Genomic DNA, 14,906 nt, shown 5'->3' on the forward strand with positions numbered 1-14,906 from the left:
CCGCCCTGCGGCACCATCAGCCCCATGACACGCACGGTGGCGATCCTGGCCTTCGACGACATGGAGGTGCTCGACTACGCGGGCCCCTACGAGGTGTTCAACCTCGCCGGCGAGATGACCGGTGACTTCGAGGTCGTCTCGGTCGGCGTGACCGAGCGTCCGCGCGGCCGGGGTGGATTCGCGGTGCTGCCGGCGTACACGCTTGAGCAGGCGCCTGCCGCCGAGATCCTGATCGTGCCGGGCGGGGCCGGGACCCGACCCCTCACCACGAACGAGCGGGTGCTCGCCCACGTCCGCAGCTCGCCGGCGCAGCTGCTGCTCACGGTGTGTACCGGTGCGCTGGTGGCAGGCGCCGCCGGGCTGCTCGACGGCCTGGCCGCGACCACCCACCACGACGCCTTCGAGGAGCTGGCAGCGATCTCGCCGAGCACCGCGATCGTCCGGGACCGGCGATACGTGCGCAGCTCGGACCGGGTCCGCACCTCCGGCGGGATCAGCGCCGGCATCGATCTGTCACTGGCGGTGGTCGAGGAGCTGGCCGGCACGGCGGTCCGCACACGGATCGAGACCGAGATGGAGTGGGGCTGGCACGCCGAGCGCTAGCAGCACTCAGTCGTCGGCACCCGGATCGCCGATCCGCGGGTTGCCCATGAAGTACTGCGACACCCTGCCCGGCGGCTTGCGGACGACCTTGACCGGCGCGGGCACGTAGCGGCCCTCGGTGGCGTCCCAGAAGCCGTCCACGACGCGCATCACGCGGCGCGCGACCTGACCGCCGGTGCCGCGGTGCGGCAGGTAGGGGTGCGGTCGGGTCGGCTCGTACGGCTCGCGGTGCTCCAGCTGGTCGGTCATCGTCCGCAGCTCGTCGTCGTTCAGCAGGTCGCCGAGCCGCAGCACGACTGCCTCCTCCTCGCGGCGCAGCGCCACCATCGCGTCGAGCACGGCGTCCCACACCCGCGACCACGAGAACCCGGTCTCGTAGCTGGACCCGAACTCGTGCGCCTTCACGTGGCTGAGGACGATCGCCATCTCGTGCTCGGCAGCGCGGTAGTCGTGGGTGTCGCGCTGCATCGGCAGGCACGGCAGCAGCACCTCGTCAACGGCGTGCAGGTGCTGGCTCACGCAGGCGCACAGCATGTCGATCGGCGGGCACCCGCGCCGGGAGTGATCGGCGCTGCAGGTGACCTGCGCGGCAGCGTCGAGTCGGTCCGCGAGACCGTCGTAGGTGCGCTGGACGGATTCCTTCAAGCATTCGGTCGAGCCCATCGACCTCACCTCGTTATGTGGGCGCTTCCCCCATGGTGCGCCCCGGCGAGGTCGTTCTCAACCCTCAGGCGTCGGGAGCGCGATCGTTGTAGACGCCGGCCGGCTGCTGGCCGGACAGGGCCTCGATGGCGGCCATGATCTCGTCGGTCAGGACGCGCCGCGCCTTGCCGAGCGCCATCCCCTCGAACCGTCCGGCCACCTGGATCGGTTCGCCGAAGGCGACCTCGACCCGCACGATCCTCGGCACGCTGGATCCGACCGGCTGGAGCTTCTGGGTCCCGCGCAGGCCCACCGGTACGACGGGGACGCCGGCGGTCAGCGCCAGGTGGGCCACACCGGTGCGGCCGCGGTAGAGCCGACCGTCGCGCGAACGGGTCCCTTCCGGGTAGATGCCGAAGGCCTCACCTCGGCCCAGCACCTCCAGCGCGGTGTCCAGCGACCCCAGGGCCGCCTGCGGGTCGTCGCGGTCGACCGGCAGCATGCCCAGGCCGGTGAAGAAGGCTCGCATGAGGACGCCCCTGAACCCGCTGCCGGTGAAGTAGTCCTGCTTGGCGAGGAAGCGCACGGGCCGCGGGGAGGTCGCCGGGATCACCACCGAGTCGGCGAAGCTGAGGTGATTGCTGGCCAGGATCACCCCGCCGGTGCGCGGCACCCGCTCCCGGCCGGTCACCCGAGGGCGCCAGATCAGCCGCAGCAGCGGCGGGACGAGGGCGTGCAGCAGTCGGTAGAGCACGGAGACGATGATGTCGGTGACCGGTCGGTAACGACGACTCGGTGCCCATCAGGCGGGCAGCCACAGCGCGGCACGCAGGTCGACCGCACCCGAGGGACGCAGCGGCGTACCCTCCTCGAGGTAGGCCTGGCGCGCCTCGGCGGCGAGCCGCTCGGGCAACGAGCCGTCGGCGCGCACGATGCGCCACCAGGTCACCGCGCCACCGTGGCGCGCCATCACCGCAGCGGGCTGGCGAGGGCCGCCGCCGTACACGTCGAAGAGGGCGTCCGCCACGGCTCCGTACGTCGTGGCCCGGCCTCGCGGGACCTGCTCCACCAACGACAGGACCGCCTCGACATACTCGTCGAGGCGGTCCGTGGTCATCTGCTCGGGTTGGCGGGAGGTCGACGCCCGCGGCTCAGTAGGCGGGCTGCGCGGGGTCGATCTGGTTGACCCAGGCGACCACGCCACCGCCGACGTGCACCGCATCGCTGTAGCCCGCGCCCTTGGCGATCGCGAGCACCTCGGCCGAGCGCACCCCGCTCTTGCAGTGCAGCACCAGCTGCTTGGAGCCGCTGTCGGTCAGCCTGCCGACCTCGTCGAACGCGTTGCCGTTGAGGAACTCGCCCTTCGGGATCAGCACCGAGCCAGGGATCTTGTTGATCTCGTACTCGTTCGGCTCGCGCACGTCCACCAGGACGAACTCCCGGCCACCCTCCTCGCGCTCCTTGAGCATGTGCTCGAGCTGGTTGACCGAGATGGTCGACCCGGCCGCGGCGTCCGCGGCCTCGTCGGAGATGTTGCCGCAGAAGTACTCGTAGTCGATGAGCTCGGTGACCTCGGGGTGCTCTCCGCACAGCCGGCAGTTCGGGTCCTTGCGGACCTTCAGCTTGCGGTACTCCATCTCCAGGGCGTCGTAGACCATCAGCTTGCCGACCAGCGGCTCACCGATTCCGGCCAGCAGCTTGATCGCCTCGTTGACCTGGATCGAGCCGATGCTCGCGCACAGCACGCCCAGCACGCCGCCCTCGGCGCAGGAGGGCACCATGCCCGGCGGCGGCGGCTCGGGGTAGAGGCAGCGGTAGCACGGGGCGTCGGCAGCAGCCTGGGCGAGCTCCTCGTTGTCGGAGTTGCGCAGCCCGGCCGCGAAGACCGAGGCCTGACCGTCGAAGCGGTAGATCGAGCCCCAGACGTAGGGGATCCCGAGGAAGTAGGCGGCGTCGTTGACCAGGTAGCGGGTCGCGAAGTTGTCGGTGCCGTCGACGATGAGGTCGTAGCCCTCGAAGATGCGGTACACGTTGTCGTTGTCGAGGCGCTCCTCGTGCAGCACCACGTCGACGTACGGGTTGACCTCGTTGACGGCGGCCTTGGCGGACTGCGCCTTGGGCTGACCGATGGTCGACTGCTTGTGGATGATCTGGCGCTGGAGGTTCGACTCGTCGACCTCGTCGAACTCCACGATGCCCAGCGTGCCGACGCCGGCAGCGGCCAGGTAGAGCAACGCCGGGCTGCCGAGGCCGCCGGCGCCGATCACCAGCACCTTGGCGTTCTTCAGCCGCTTCTGCCCGGCCATGCCGACGTCCGGGATGATCAGGTGGCGGCTGTAGCGGCGTACCTCGTCGATGGTGAGCTCGTCGGCGGGCTCCACGAGCGGTGCGAGCGGCACGGGGTGCTCCTTCGGGTGTGGCTGGGTGTGGTTCCGGGTGGCGCACGGGGTGGCGCAACACCCGCCCCAACACGCGTCCTCGCCTCCATGTTCCCGCACCGCGCAACGCGCGTCGGCACGGTCCCGGCATCCGATATCGGCCTACCCAAGAGTAGGCTGCGGACCTGAACATCGACGGCATGACCGAGCGGGAGCAGGACGGCGTGAGCACCGACCAGTACGACATCGACGAGGTACGCCGACGCGGCGCCCGCATGCCGCGATCCGAGCGCCGCACCCAGCTCCTCGGCGCGGCTCTGGAGGTCTTCGTCGCCCAGGGCTACCACTCCGCCGCGATGGACGACATCGCCGAGCGCGCCGGGGTCTCCAAGCCGGTCCTCTACCAGCACTTCCCGGGCAAGCTGGAGCTCTACCTGGCCCTGCTCGAGCAGTCCTGCGACGCCATGATCGGCAACGTCCGCGAGGCGCTGGCCTCCACCACCGACAACAAGGAGCGCGTGGCCCGCACGGTGCACGCGTTCTACGACTACGTGGCCGCCGAGTCCGGCGCCTACCGGCTCGTCTTCGAGTCCGACCTGACCAACGAGCCACTCGTGCGCGAGCAGGTCGACCGGGTCACCAACGAGTGCTCCGAGGCGATCGCGGAGGTGATCGCGGCCGACACCAAGCTCCCCGAGCCGGCCGCGCTGCTCCTCGCTTCGAGCCTGGTGGGAATGGCGGAGGTCTCCTCCCGGTTCTGGCTCGACAGCCAGCGGCGGATGGACAAGGACGCCGCCGCCGACTTCGTCGGTGGCCTCGCCTGGCGAGGCATCGCCGGCTACCCGAAGACCGACGAGCACTGAGCCGTCCCACCCCCGAGAAGGAGTCCGACGTGGAGATCAAGATCGGCGTCCAGTACGCCGCCCGTGAGCTGGTCGTGGAGACCGACGAGACCCTGGAGTCGGTGGAGAAGCTCGTCGCCGACGCCGTCGCCGCCGGCGGCGTGCTGACCCTGCGCGACCGCAAGGGCAAGCACATCATCGTGCCGGCCGAGAAGATCGCCTACGTCGAGATCGGCGGCGGCACCCTCGGAACGGTCGGCTTCCGGAGCTGACCCCCGGCCCCAGCCGGCCCACCTCGTCAGTACGCCGTCGCGTCACGCGGCGGCGTACTGCTGTTGTCGGGGGCGTCGGCGACGGGCGTGCGACGGGTGGAAGATCGGGCTTGGGGTACCTGCCCTGCCTGACCCACGGAAGGGAAGCACCATGCTCTGGACGATCATCGTCACACTCGTCGGCGGCATCATCATCGGCGCGCTCGGGAAGTGGCTCGCCCCGGGCGACCGCGACAACATCCCGTTCTGGCTCACGGTGGTGTGCGGCATCATCGGCATGCTGGTCGGCAACACGCTGTACTACGCGATCTTCAAGGACAGCCCCAGCGACAAGTGGGACAACATGACGCGTGGCGTCGACTGGTGGCGCCACGTCTGGCAGGTCGTCGTCGCCGCCCTGGCCGTGATGGCGGCCTCGTTCCTCACCGGGCGGGACCGCCGCCGCGTCTGATCCGCAGCGCCCGAACACCCGACCGCGCCTCCCCCGATCCGGGTGGAGGCGCGGTCGTGTGCTTGGTCGGACTTCTACTCGGTGTAGTAGACGTCGGCGCGGCGGTTCTTCGCCGGGTCCTTGCTGACCGGGTTCTGCATCGCGGCGGCGACCGTGACGGCCTTGGCCTTCACCCCGTGCGCCCGCAGGTACCTGACGACGGCGTGGGCCCGATCAGCGGCAAGCTTGCGGCTGTGGGCGCTGTTCTTGCCCGGCCCGTAGGTGTTGCCGTAGACGACGACCGTGCTGGCGGTGCGCAGCGTGGCCAGGTGAGCGTGGAGCGCGTGCTTGGCGGCCGAGGTGAGCTTGGCCGAGTTGAAGGCGAACAGCACCTTGCCGCCGTGCTTGAGCTGCTGGGAGGGCTTGGCGCTCTTGACGAAGGCGACCTCGATCGTGCCGGAGCGCACCGTCGTGCCGTGGTCGGCGACGCGCACCTTGCACGAGCCGGGGGCGATCAGCGTGACCTCGCCGTCGCTGGCACCGCAGACGCCGACGGGCTTGGCGGTGACGTGCAGGTGGGACTCACCCTTGCCCAGCACCGACACGGTCTGGGTCGTCTTCCCCGCGGCCGGGATGGCCGGGGCGCCCCACACCGGGAAGGACCGACTGACGGGGGTAGCGCCGGCCAGCTTGGCGGTGACCTTGCAGGCGCCGGCCGCAACGAGCTTCACGCTCGTCGCGCTCGCGATCGTGCACACCGACGGCGTCGAGGAGGTGACCTTGGCCGACGCGGTGGCGGAGATGGCGGCCTTGCCGCGCGAGAGGGCCACGCCGTCGGGTACCTGGAGGGCGAGCGCAGGCGTGGCGTCGACGATCTTGAAAGACCGCGTGACCGGCCCCGCTCCGGTCCATCCCATGTACTGGTACTGCTTCGCCGTGACGGTGCAGGTGCCGAGCTTGTGGAACGTAAGCTCATCGGTGTCGATCGACCTCGCCGGGCGGACCGTGCCGGCCGGACGACGGGCGTAGACCGGCACCGAGCAGACCGAGCTGTCGGCGACGCTGTACTCGATGAAGCCGTCCGAGGGGGACACTGCGCTGAGCTTCATGCTGCCCTTGCTCAGCAGCTGGTCGGCGATCGGGGCGAAGGTGAAGGCCGGCGGGAGCTGCACCCAGAAGCTGTTCGAGACCGGAAGAGCCGCTGCATACACGCCGTTGCCGTCCTGCGACGCCGAGACCGTGCACTTGCCCTGCGATACCAGCGTGACGACGCTGCCGCTGACAGTGCACACGCCCGTGGTCTGAGAGCTGTAGGCGACCGGCAAGGCGGAGTCCGCGCTCGCGTTCAAGGTGACGGTGTGGACGCTGAGAGCCGTGTCCTGGATCCCCGGAAAGGTGATCGCCTGGTTCTGGAGCGCCGGGACGAGCTGGACCTCACCGCTGCACAGCGGGGTGCTGCTCTCGCTGACCGACGGGGTGGGGTAAGGGAAGACTCGGAAGCCGACCGACGGGGCCGTGGCGCCCCCGAGTATCTGCAACAGATCGTAGGACCACTCGCTTGAGCCGTTCCCGGGCAGCAGCCACGGGCCAGGGTTCTCGATGAGGTGCCCGCCGACCGTCATCATTCCCGAGTAGTTGGTGACGTCGGGGTCGCCTGTGATGGTGAGGGTAGTTGTCTCACCGGGCCGGATCGATGCAGGCGAGAACGTCATCTGGCACGCGGGGGTCACCGCATGGGCCGCGGCGACCGGCACGGCGAGCGAGAGGCCCGTGGCGGCGATGCAGCCGGCCAGGGCGACGCCGACACGTCGGCGCAACGAGGTGGTGATGCGGGGCATGGAGACTCTTCTGTAGGAGGACCGGGGAACTGCCGTCCACGGAGACACTCCGGACCTGACGGCGCAGGACTCTCCATCGGCGCCTGGCGGCGAGCAGTGAGAAAAAGAACGGCATTCTCTTTACCGTCGCGTCACCCGCGCTGGGCCTCGGTGCACTCAGTGCTCCAGCCCGAGGCGGCCCATCCGCTCGATGTGACGTCGCGTGATCCGCCCGAAGATCTCGGCGATGGAGGCGAGGTCCAGGCTGTCGATGACCCCACCGGCGAGCACCTCGGAGAGGGTCTCTCGCTCGGCCGCGACGTGCTGGGTCTGGGTCAGTGCCTCTCCCATGATCCGGCGCCCCCACAGCGCCAGCCGGCCCGCGATGAGGTGGTCGGCCTCGATGCCCGCACGCACCCGCTCGACGACGAACTCGCTGCGCTCCTCGGCCAGGGTGGAGGCGATGATCGAGCGGGTGTGCTCGTCGAGATGCACCGCGAACTCGCGATAGAAGTCGCGCACCAGATTGTCGCCGACGTACGCCTTGACCAGGGACTCCCACCAGTCGGCCGGTGCGGTGTAGGCGTGGAAGGCGTCGATCGGCGCCCGGAACGGCGCCATCGCCTCGTAGGGGTCGGCGTCGAGCTGGCGCAGCCCGTCCAGGATCGGCTGGACCTGCGCGAACTGCACCTGGGCGAGCTGCAGCAGCTCCAGCTTGTCGGCCAGGGACGGGGCGCGACCGGCGTCCTCGGTGAGGCGCTCGCATGCGGAGATCTCGCCGTACCCGATGGCGCCGAGCAGATCGACGATGGCGGCACGGTAGTGCGGGTCGGTCAGGTCGGGAGCCACGGATGCAACCACGGCAGCACCCTACCGATAGACTCAGACACTGTATGTGCGCGGCACTGCGCTTTCCCTGACTGGTTGAGACGACCTGGTTGAGAGTCAGAGCCGCTCCCCTCAAGCGAAAGCGACATCTGAACACCATGACCACCTTCCGTGACCTCGGCGTCATGCCGGAGATCTGCGACGCGCTCGAGAGCAAGGGCATCGTCGAGCCGTTCGCCATCCAGGAGATGACCCTCTCGGTGGCCCTCCAGGGCACCGACCTGATCGGTCAGGCGCGCACCGGCACCGGCAAGACGCTCGCCTTCGGCATCCCCGTCGTCCAGCGCAGCGTCTCCCCCACCGACCCGGACTACGTCGACCTCCCGCAGGGCAAGCCGCAGGCGCTGATCGTGGCGCCGACCCGCGAGCTGGCGCTGCAGGTGTACGGCGACATCACGCTCGCCTGCTCGCACCGCGGCCTGCGCACCGTGGCCGTCTACGGCGGCGTCGGATACGAGCCGCAGATCGAGGCGATGGAGACCGGCGTCGACATCGTCATCGGTACGCCGGGACGGCTCATCGACCTGGCCAACCGCAAGGTCCTCGACCTGTCCCACGTGCACGCGCTGGTCCTCGACGAGGCCGACGAGATGCTCGACCTCGGCTTCCTCCCCGACGTGGAGAAGCTGCTCAGCCTCACCCCCGAGACCCGCCAGACGATGCTCTTCTCGGCCACCATGCCGGGTGCGATCGTGGCACTGGCGCGCACCCACATGCGCCACCCGATGAACATCCGCGCCGAGTCGTCGTACGAGAACGCCACCGTTCCGGCGACCGCGCAGTTCGTCTATCAGGCCCACGACCTCGACAAGCCGGAGATGATCGGCCGCATCCTGGTCGGTTCCGAGGGTGTCGACAAGGTGGTCGTCTTCGCCCGCACCAAGCGGCAGGCGCAGCGGGTCGCCGACGATCTGACCGATCGCGGCTTCAACGCCGGTGCGCTGCACGGCGACATGGCGCAGGTGGCCCGCGAGAAGACCATGCAGCGCTTCCGCGACGGCAAGGTGCAGATCCTGGTGTGCACCGACGTGGCGGCGCGCGGCATCGATGTGACAGGCGTCAGCCACGTCATCAACTACACGACGCCCGACGACGAGAAGACCTACGTGCACCGCATCGGCCGCACCGGCCGGGCCGGCGCCTCCGGCATCGCCGTCACGCTGGTCGACTGGGCCGACGTGCACAAGTGGAAGATGATCAACAAGGCCCTCGACCTGCCCTTCGACACCATCGTGGAGACCTACTCCTCCTCGGAGCACTTCCTGCACGACATGGGCATTCCGAAGGGGACGAAGGGTCGGCTCAAGAAGGCCGAGTCCGCTCCGAAGGCCGAGCGACCGGCGAGCAAGGACGGCGAGCGCGCCGAGCGCGCGCCGCGCAACCGCTCGCGCAGCCGGACCCGCTCGCGGGGCGGTGAGGTCGTCAGTGGTACGCCGGACGCCGCCGCGTCGAGCGACTCAGCCGTCGCGGACGGCGCCGTCGCGGATGGTGTCTACGCCGGCGCCGGCGAGGGTGATGCGAAGCCCGCCCGCGCCCGTCGCCGCCGCCGTCGCCCCTCCGGCACGAAGCCGGCCGGCGAGGCTGCTCCCGCCGCGGAGTGATCGACTAGGGCCTCCGTCCGCGTTCATTCGGGCCTCCGTCCGCGTTCATTCGGGCCTCCGTCCGCGTTCATTCGGGCCTGCGTCCGCGTTCACTCGGGCCTGCGTTCCGCCACTAGGGACGCAGGCCCGACTCGACCCGGACGCAGGCCCGACTCAACCCGGACGCAGGCCCGACTCAACTCAGGCGACGACGACTACCTCAGTGCCCACCGAGGCGAAGTCCCACATCGCGATCGCGTCCGACGTCTTCTGCCGGATGCAGCCGTGCGAGAGGCGCTGGCCGAGCTGGGCGACGGTCTGCAGTGGCTTGCCACCCTTGGTCGGGATGGTGTGGAAGCCGATCGAGGCGCCGTTGTCGGTACCGTGCGCGAAGCGGACGAAGTACTGCATGACGCCGGAGTCGTCGATGCCGACGGCCCACCGCGACTTGCCGTAGACGTGGTAGGTGCCGGGGCGGAGGTTGTCCTCGTCGCTGCCCGAGACCGGATAGGTGCGCTCGACGGTTCCGTCCGAGCCCACGATCCACACCCGCTGCTCGGTCTGGGAGAACACCGCACGCTCGCCCTTGCCCGAGCCCGCCGGGAGCGCGGTGCTCTCCGGGGCCTCAGCGGCCTTCGCCGAAGCCGAAGCCGAAGCCGAAGCCGTCGCTTCCACGCTCGGCGTCGCAACCGCCGACGGCGTCGCGACAGCGGACGGCGAGCTGCTCGGCGTCTGCGCCGCAGCGCTCTTCGGCAAGGAGGCGGCAGCGGCGGCTGGGTCGGTCGCCACCGACCTGTCGGGTGAGCTGGAGAAGAGCCCGAACCCGGCGAGGACGGCGACGAGCGTGACCACCGTCGCCGCGGTCAGCAGCCCGATCCGCCCCCATCGGGGCCGGACCTGTGCGCGATGTCGGCTCACGACCGGCGGCCCCGCGTGCTCCGTTCGACCAGGTGGCGCGCCACGTCCCGATAGGCCTGCGCGCCCTTGCTCGAGCGGGAGGTCGCGAGGATCGAACGGCCGGCGGCAGGCGCCTCGGCGAACTTGATGGTCTTCGGGATCGGCGGCTCGACCACGTCGAGCCCGTAGGTCTCCGAGATGGTCTCGAGCACCGTGCGCGCGTGGGTGGTGCGCCCGTCGTAGAGCGTCGGCAGGACGCCCCACACCTCGAGGTCCTTGTTGGTGAAGCGGCGTACGTCGTGGACGGTGTCGAGCAGCTGCCCCACCCCACGGTGGGAGAGCGTCTCGCACTGCAACGGCACCAGGACGCCGCTGGCAGCCGTCAGCGCGGCCACCGTCAGCACCCCCAGGGACGGCGGACAGTCCAGCAGGACCCAGTCGTAGCCGTCGATCTCCTCCAGGATGGCCTTGAGCACGTGCTCGCGGCCGGTCCGGGTCAGCAGGTCGGCCTCGGCGCGGGCCAGCTCGATGGTGGCCGGGAGCAGGTCGACGCCGTCGTCGGTGTGCACGATGACCTCGGCCGGTGCGGTGCCCTTGGTGAGCACGTGGTGCACCGAGAGCTCCAGGTCCTCCGGATCGATCCCGAGGGAGAAGGTGAGGCAGGCCTGAGGATCGAGGTCGACCAGCAGCACCGTATGGCCGAGCTCCGCCAGCGCGGCGCCCAGCGAGGCGACGGAGGTGGTCTTGGCGACGCCGCCCTTCTGGTTGGCGACGGCGAGCGTGGTGGTCATCGGGACCATCATGCCCGACACCCGGCGAAGTCGGTGTCAGACTGACGGCATGTCCGAGACTGCACTCATCACCGGTGCCACCGCCGGCATCGGCCTCGCCTTCGCGCGCCAGCTCGCCGGCCAGGGGCACGACCTGGTCCTCGTCGCCCGCGACAAGGGCCGCCTGGAGGAGGTCGCCGCCGAGCTCACCGACGCGCACGCGATCCAGGTGGAGGTGCTTGCGGCCGACCTCGGGGACCGCGCGCAGCTGGCGGCCGTCGAGGAACGCGTCGCCGATGCCTCGCGCCCGGTGGACCTCCTGGTCAACAACGCCGGCTTCGGCCTCAAGCAGCGGTTCCTGGACAACAGCGCCGACCAGGAGCAGGAGATGCTCGACGTGTTGGTGGTCGCCGTACTGCGCCTCTCGCACGCCGCGCTCGGCGCGATGGCGGCGCGCGGACGCGGCGGCATCATCAATGTCTCCAGCGTCGCCGCGTTCCTCCCGCGCGGGACCTACAGCGCCGCGAAGGCCTGGGTGAACAGCTTCGGCGAGTGGGCCTCGCACGAGTACGCCGAGCGTGGGGTGCACGTGATGACGCTGTGTCCCGGCTTCACCAAGACCGAGTTCCACGAGCGGATGGGGGTGGCGCGCGACTCCGCACCGGGGTTCATGTGGCTCGAGGTCGACGACCTGGTCGCGACGGCGCTCAAGGACTACCGCAGGAAGAAGGTCTTCTCGATCCCGTCGGCGCAGTACAAGGCGGTGGTCGGCGTGACCCGTGCGATCCCGAAGGGCCTGCTCCAGCGGTTCCAGTCGCTGGGTCGCAAGTGATCCGCGTCGTACGCCGGGCTACGCGGTCTCGATGAAGACCCGGACCGCGTCCTCGACCATCTGCACCGCGATCGCGGCCAGCAGCAGACCGGCGATGCGGGTCACGAGCATGACGCCACCCTCGCGGATGAGCTTGAGGATCGGCAGCGAGTAGCGCATCACCAGCCACAGTGCGACGTGGACGGCGATGACGCCGAGGGCGACGGCGGAGAAGTCGGCGAAGTCGTGCACGCGGCGGGAGAAGACCATCGTGGCGACGATGGCGCCCGGACCGGCCAGCAGCGGGGTGCCGAGCGGGACCAGCGCGATGTTGGTGTCCCCGCTGGTCGGCGCCTCGTCGGACTTGCCGGTGAGCAGCTCCAGCGCGACCAGCAGTAGGAGCAGCCCGCCGGCGCACTGCAGCGAGGCCACCGAGATGCCGAGGTAGTCCAAGATGGCCTGACCGAAGAACGCGAACGCCGCGATCACGCCGAAGGCGACCAGCACGGCCTGCCAGGCGGCCCGGCGGGCGGTCGCCTCGGACCGGCCGCTGGTCAGCGAGAGGAAGATCGGCACCGTGCCGACCGGGTCCATGATGACGAACAGCGTGACGAAGGTCTCCGCGAAGAGCGCACCGGTGATCACGGCAACTCCACCACGGGAGTACGCCGTCCCGCCGCCGCCGACGCCGCTGCGGCCCTCTCCAGCAGTCGGTGCAGCTCGGTCGGATCGGTGGTGTTCACGCCCAGAGGGTGCCCGGTCTTCCCGGTCCCGTGGTAATCGCTGGAACCGGTGACGACCAGGCCCAGGTTGCGGGCGATGGCACGCAGGGCGTCGCGGGCCTGGGCGGAGTGGTCCTGGTGATCCACCTCGAGGCCGCTCAGGCCGATCGCCGCCAGCTCGGCGAGGCGCTCCTCGGACGGTTCGCGCCGTCCGCTGCGGCCCCACGGATGGGCGATCACGCTGACCCCGCCGGCCTCGGCGATCAGCCGGATCGTCTGCTCCAGCGGCGCGTTGTACCGGTCCACGAACGCCTCCCGCCCCCAGGACAGGTAGCGGTCGAAGGCCTCGTCGCGGTGTCCGACCACCCCCAGCGCCACCAGCGCGTCAGCGACGTGCGGGCGTCCAGTGGCGGCGGCGTCCGCTGATTGCTCGTGCACGTCCTCCTCGGTGATCGGGATGCCGATCTCGCGCAGCCGCGAGACGATCGTCGGCACCCGCGCCGAACGGCCCGCCAAGACGTGCTCGAGCTCGGCGACGAGACCGGGGAGGGTCGGATCGAGCAGGTAGCCCAGCAGGTGGACACTGCGCCCGGCGTACTCGGTGCTGATCTCGATACCCGACACCACCGTCACACCGTGCTCGGGTCCGACGGCGAGGGCCTCGGACCAGCCGGCCGTGCTGTCGTGGTCGGTGATCGCCACGACATCGAGCCCGCTCGCGGCGGCCGCCGCGACCAGCTCGGCCGGCGAATCGGTCCCGTCGCTCACCCGCGAGTGGGTGTGGAGGTCGATGCGCACCCTGGGAGCGTACTCACCAGGTTCCGTGCGGCCCGCCGAAGGGAACCTCCACGAGCGCCATCCCGAGCCCCGAGACGTCGCGCAACAGCCACTCCTCGTGCAGGAGCAGGATCGCCGAGGCCGGCCGCAGCACCAACCACAGCCACCGTCCGGCCGCCTCGCCGACCACCACCGACCGGTCCCATTCGCCGACGGGCCCGGCGCTCGAGGTCTCCCAGGAGGACACCGGCCACAGCGGCACCGGCTGGCTGCCGATCCGCAGCCGAGCCGCCGGCGGACCGGCGTCGGCGTCGATGCCGGGGTCGTCGCCCGGCGTACCTGCGCACCGGGCACCCAGTCCGACTCCTGCCTCCTCCGCGACCACCAGCAGGTCGACGGGCCCGTCTAGCTCGCTCGGGCCCGAGACGCAGGTCAGCGTGGCTGTCGCACCGCGCTCGTCGCCGACCACCGCGAAGTCGGTGACCGCCCAGCCCGGGCTCAACGGCCAGGGCAGGTACGTCGGGAAGCCGCCGGCCTGGTCCAGGTGGGCCACGAAGCCGTCGTAGCTGGGCGTCTCGGGGCGCCACAGCGGGCGGACCGGACCGTGGTCGGGGCAGGCCCAGCGCCCGCCCTCACCGACCCGTGCCACGGGCGTGGGGCAGCGCGGGCAACCGGGAGCCAGCGGCGGCATGTGCCCCACCGTCCCGCGCTCGCGCCCACGGGGTCAAGGGCGTGCGGGCGCCGAAGTGTCGCGTCAGCTGTTCCAGGTCACGACGGCGGGCTGGCCGCGGTCGTCGCCGAGCACCGACAGCGTGGCCGTACCCAGCACGAGGAACCGCCCGAAGGCCACCGGCTCCCCCAGCCACCGGGCGGCCAGCGCGCGCAGGCAGTGGCCGTGCGCGAAGGCCAGCGTGTCGCCCTCGAGCGCACGTACCCGCGCGATGACCCGGTCCAGGCGCTCGGCGACCTGCTCGGGCGTCTCGCCACCCGGCGTCTCGCCCGTCCAGATGCTCCAGCCGGGGTCGTGCTCGTGGATCTCGGCGGTGGTGATGCCCTCGTAGCTGCCGTAGGCCCACTCCACCAGGTCCTCGTCCACGACGGCGTCCGGGAAGCCGGCGAGCTCCGCCGTACGCCGGGCGCGCTGGCGGGGCGAGGTCAGCACGCGCTCGAACCGCCGCCCGGCCAGCCGCGGCGCGAGCCGCTTGGCCGACTCCTCCCCCGCGGGCAGCAGGGGGAGGTCGGTGGTCGAGGTGTGCCGTCCCGCCTCACTCCACTCGGTGGCTCCGTGACGGGCGAGGTAAAGGGCCATGGCGGGAGTCTTCCAGACCTCCTCAGGGCATGCCGATGCCGGGCCGGACAGCCGTGCGCTCGGCGCGTTGTGGTGGTGCGCGGGGTGGTGGGTCGCTCACGGTCGGGAAACGGAAGGCGACGGGCTGGAAGGCTGCCGATGAAAGCGGCCGATCGCCTTCAGTTTCGC

Annotated in this window: 18 protein-coding genes; 6 read left to right on the forward strand and 12 right to left on the reverse strand. The window is 70.7% G+C overall.

Annotated features, from left to right (window positions below):
- Positions 1-24 precede the first annotated feature (24 nt).
- Positions 25-603 carry a DJ-1/PfpI family protein gene (locus P5P86_RS15995; protein ID WP_280608443.1) on the forward strand — a complete coding sequence of 193 codons (579 nt, stop codon included), beginning with the start codon at positions 25-27 and terminating at the stop codon, positions 601-603.
- Between the two features lie 6 nt (positions 604-609).
- Here the strand turns inward: P5P86_RS15995 and P5P86_RS16000 are convergent, their stop codons facing one another.
- The 4 genes from P5P86_RS16000 to moeZ all read right to left on the reverse strand — a co-directional run bounded on the left by P5P86_RS16000 (position 610) and on the right by moeZ (position 3,644).
- Positions 610-1,266 (reverse strand): hypothetical protein, encoded by a 657-nt coding sequence (locus tag P5P86_RS16000; RefSeq protein ID WP_280608444.1) that lies wholly within the window; start codon positions 1,264-1,266, stop codon positions 610-612.
- A 64-nt stretch (positions 1,267-1,330) separates the two neighbouring features.
- The gene (locus P5P86_RS16005) at positions 1,331-1,999 is read right to left on the reverse strand and encodes a lysophospholipid acyltransferase family protein (protein ID WP_280608445.1); all 669 of its coding nucleotides are present in this window, start codon (positions 1,997-1,999) and stop codon (positions 1,331-1,333) included.
- A gap of 48 nt (positions 2,000-2,047) precedes the next feature.
- Complete coding sequence (locus tag P5P86_RS16010; RefSeq protein WP_280608446.1) at positions 2,048-2,362, reverse strand: MGMT family protein; 315 nt, start codon at positions 2,360-2,362, stop codon at positions 2,048-2,050.
- Between the two features lie 34 nt (positions 2,363-2,396).
- The gene (moeZ, locus tag P5P86_RS16015; RefSeq protein WP_280608447.1) at positions 2,397-3,644 is read right to left on the reverse strand and encodes an adenylyltransferase/sulfurtransferase MoeZ; all 1,248 of its coding nucleotides are present in this window, start codon (positions 3,642-3,644) and stop codon (positions 2,397-2,399) included.
- Positions 3,645-3,823: 179 nt separating this feature from the next.
- Here moeZ and P5P86_RS16020 point away from each other — a divergent pair, with 179 nt between their 5' ends.
- The 3 genes from P5P86_RS16020 to P5P86_RS16030 all read left to right on the forward strand — a co-directional run bounded on the left by P5P86_RS16020 (position 3,824) and on the right by P5P86_RS16030 (position 5,188).
- Positions 3,824-4,486: a TetR/AcrR family transcriptional regulator gene (locus P5P86_RS16020; protein ID WP_280608448.1), complete on the forward strand. Its 663-nt coding sequence runs from the start codon at positions 3,824-3,826 to the stop codon at positions 4,484-4,486.
- Positions 4,487-4,515: 29 nt separating this feature from the next.
- A complete protein-coding gene (locus tag P5P86_RS16025) occupies positions 4,516-4,737 on the forward strand; it encodes a DUF3107 domain-containing protein (protein ID WP_280608449.1) in 222 nt (73 codons plus the stop codon).
- A 151-nt stretch (positions 4,738-4,888) separates the two neighbouring features.
- Positions 4,889-5,188 carry a hypothetical protein gene (locus P5P86_RS16030; protein WP_280608450.1) on the forward strand — a complete coding sequence of 100 codons (300 nt, stop codon included), beginning with the start codon at positions 4,889-4,891 and terminating at the stop codon, positions 5,186-5,188.
- Positions 5,189-5,262: 74 nt separating this feature from the next.
- Here the strand turns inward: P5P86_RS16030 and P5P86_RS16035 are convergent, their stop codons facing one another.
- Positions 5,263-7,005 (reverse strand): OmpA family protein, encoded by a 1,743-nt coding sequence (locus P5P86_RS16035; RefSeq protein ID WP_280608451.1) that lies wholly within the window; start codon positions 7,003-7,005, stop codon positions 5,263-5,265.
- A gap of 156 nt (positions 7,006-7,161) precedes the next feature.
- Positions 7,162-7,845, reverse strand: coding sequence for a ferritin-like fold-containing protein (locus P5P86_RS16040; protein WP_280608452.1), 684 nt, complete (start codon positions 7,843-7,845; stop codon positions 7,162-7,164).
- Between the two features lie 125 nt (positions 7,846-7,970).
- Between P5P86_RS16040 and P5P86_RS16045 the strand changes: the two genes are divergently transcribed.
- Positions 7,971-9,473, forward strand: coding sequence for a DEAD/DEAH box helicase (locus tag P5P86_RS16045; RefSeq protein WP_280608453.1), 1,503 nt, complete (start codon positions 7,971-7,973; stop codon positions 9,471-9,473).
- A gap of 180 nt (positions 9,474-9,653) precedes the next feature.
- Here P5P86_RS16045 and P5P86_RS16050 read toward each other — a convergent pair whose 3' ends face one another.
- Together P5P86_RS16050 and P5P86_RS16055 are read right to left on the reverse strand one after the other, a co-directional pair.
- Entirely contained in the window at positions 9,654-10,370 is a 717-nt protein-coding gene (locus P5P86_RS16050; protein WP_280608454.1) for a L,D-transpeptidase, read from the reverse strand.
- Complete coding sequence (locus P5P86_RS16055; protein ID WP_280608455.1) at positions 10,367-11,140, reverse strand: ParA family protein; 774 nt, start codon at positions 11,138-11,140, stop codon at positions 10,367-10,369. The genes P5P86_RS16050 and P5P86_RS16055 overlap by 4 nt, the downstream gene beginning before the upstream one ends.
- A 49-nt stretch (positions 11,141-11,189) precedes the next feature.
- Here P5P86_RS16055 and P5P86_RS16060 point away from each other — a divergent pair, with 49 nt between their 5' ends.
- A complete protein-coding gene (locus P5P86_RS16060; RefSeq protein WP_280608456.1) occupies positions 11,190-11,951 on the forward strand; it encodes an SDR family NAD(P)-dependent oxidoreductase in 762 nt (253 codons plus the stop codon).
- Positions 11,952-11,969: 18 nt separating this feature from the next.
- On the opposite strand, the gene P5P86_RS16065 is transcribed toward P5P86_RS16060, so the two are convergent.
- The 4 genes from P5P86_RS16065 to P5P86_RS16080 all read right to left on the reverse strand — a co-directional run bounded on the left by P5P86_RS16065 (position 11,970) and on the right by P5P86_RS16080 (position 14,738).
- Entirely contained in the window at positions 11,970-12,575 is a 606-nt protein-coding gene (locus P5P86_RS16065; RefSeq protein WP_280608457.1) for a MarC family protein, read from the reverse strand.
- Complete coding sequence (locus P5P86_RS16070; RefSeq protein ID WP_280608458.1) at positions 12,572-13,450, reverse strand: PHP domain-containing protein; 879 nt, start codon at positions 13,448-13,450, stop codon at positions 12,572-12,574. The genes P5P86_RS16065 and P5P86_RS16070 overlap by 4 nt, the downstream gene beginning before the upstream one ends.
- Positions 13,451-13,463: 13 nt before the next feature.
- A complete protein-coding gene (locus P5P86_RS16075) occupies positions 13,464-14,120 on the reverse strand; it encodes a DUF6758 family protein (protein ID WP_280608459.1) in 657 nt (218 codons plus the stop codon).
- Positions 14,121-14,183: 63 nt separating this feature from the next.
- Complete coding sequence (locus P5P86_RS16080) at positions 14,184-14,738, reverse strand: histidine phosphatase family protein (protein WP_280608460.1); 555 nt, start codon at positions 14,736-14,738, stop codon at positions 14,184-14,186.
- Between the last annotated feature and the right edge of the window lie 168 nt (positions 14,739-14,906).

Origin of the sequence: Nocardioides sp. BP30, from assembly GCF_029873215.1 — a bacterium.
Classification (GTDB): Bacteria; Actinomycetota; Actinomycetes; order Propionibacteriales; family Nocardioidaceae; genus Nocardioides.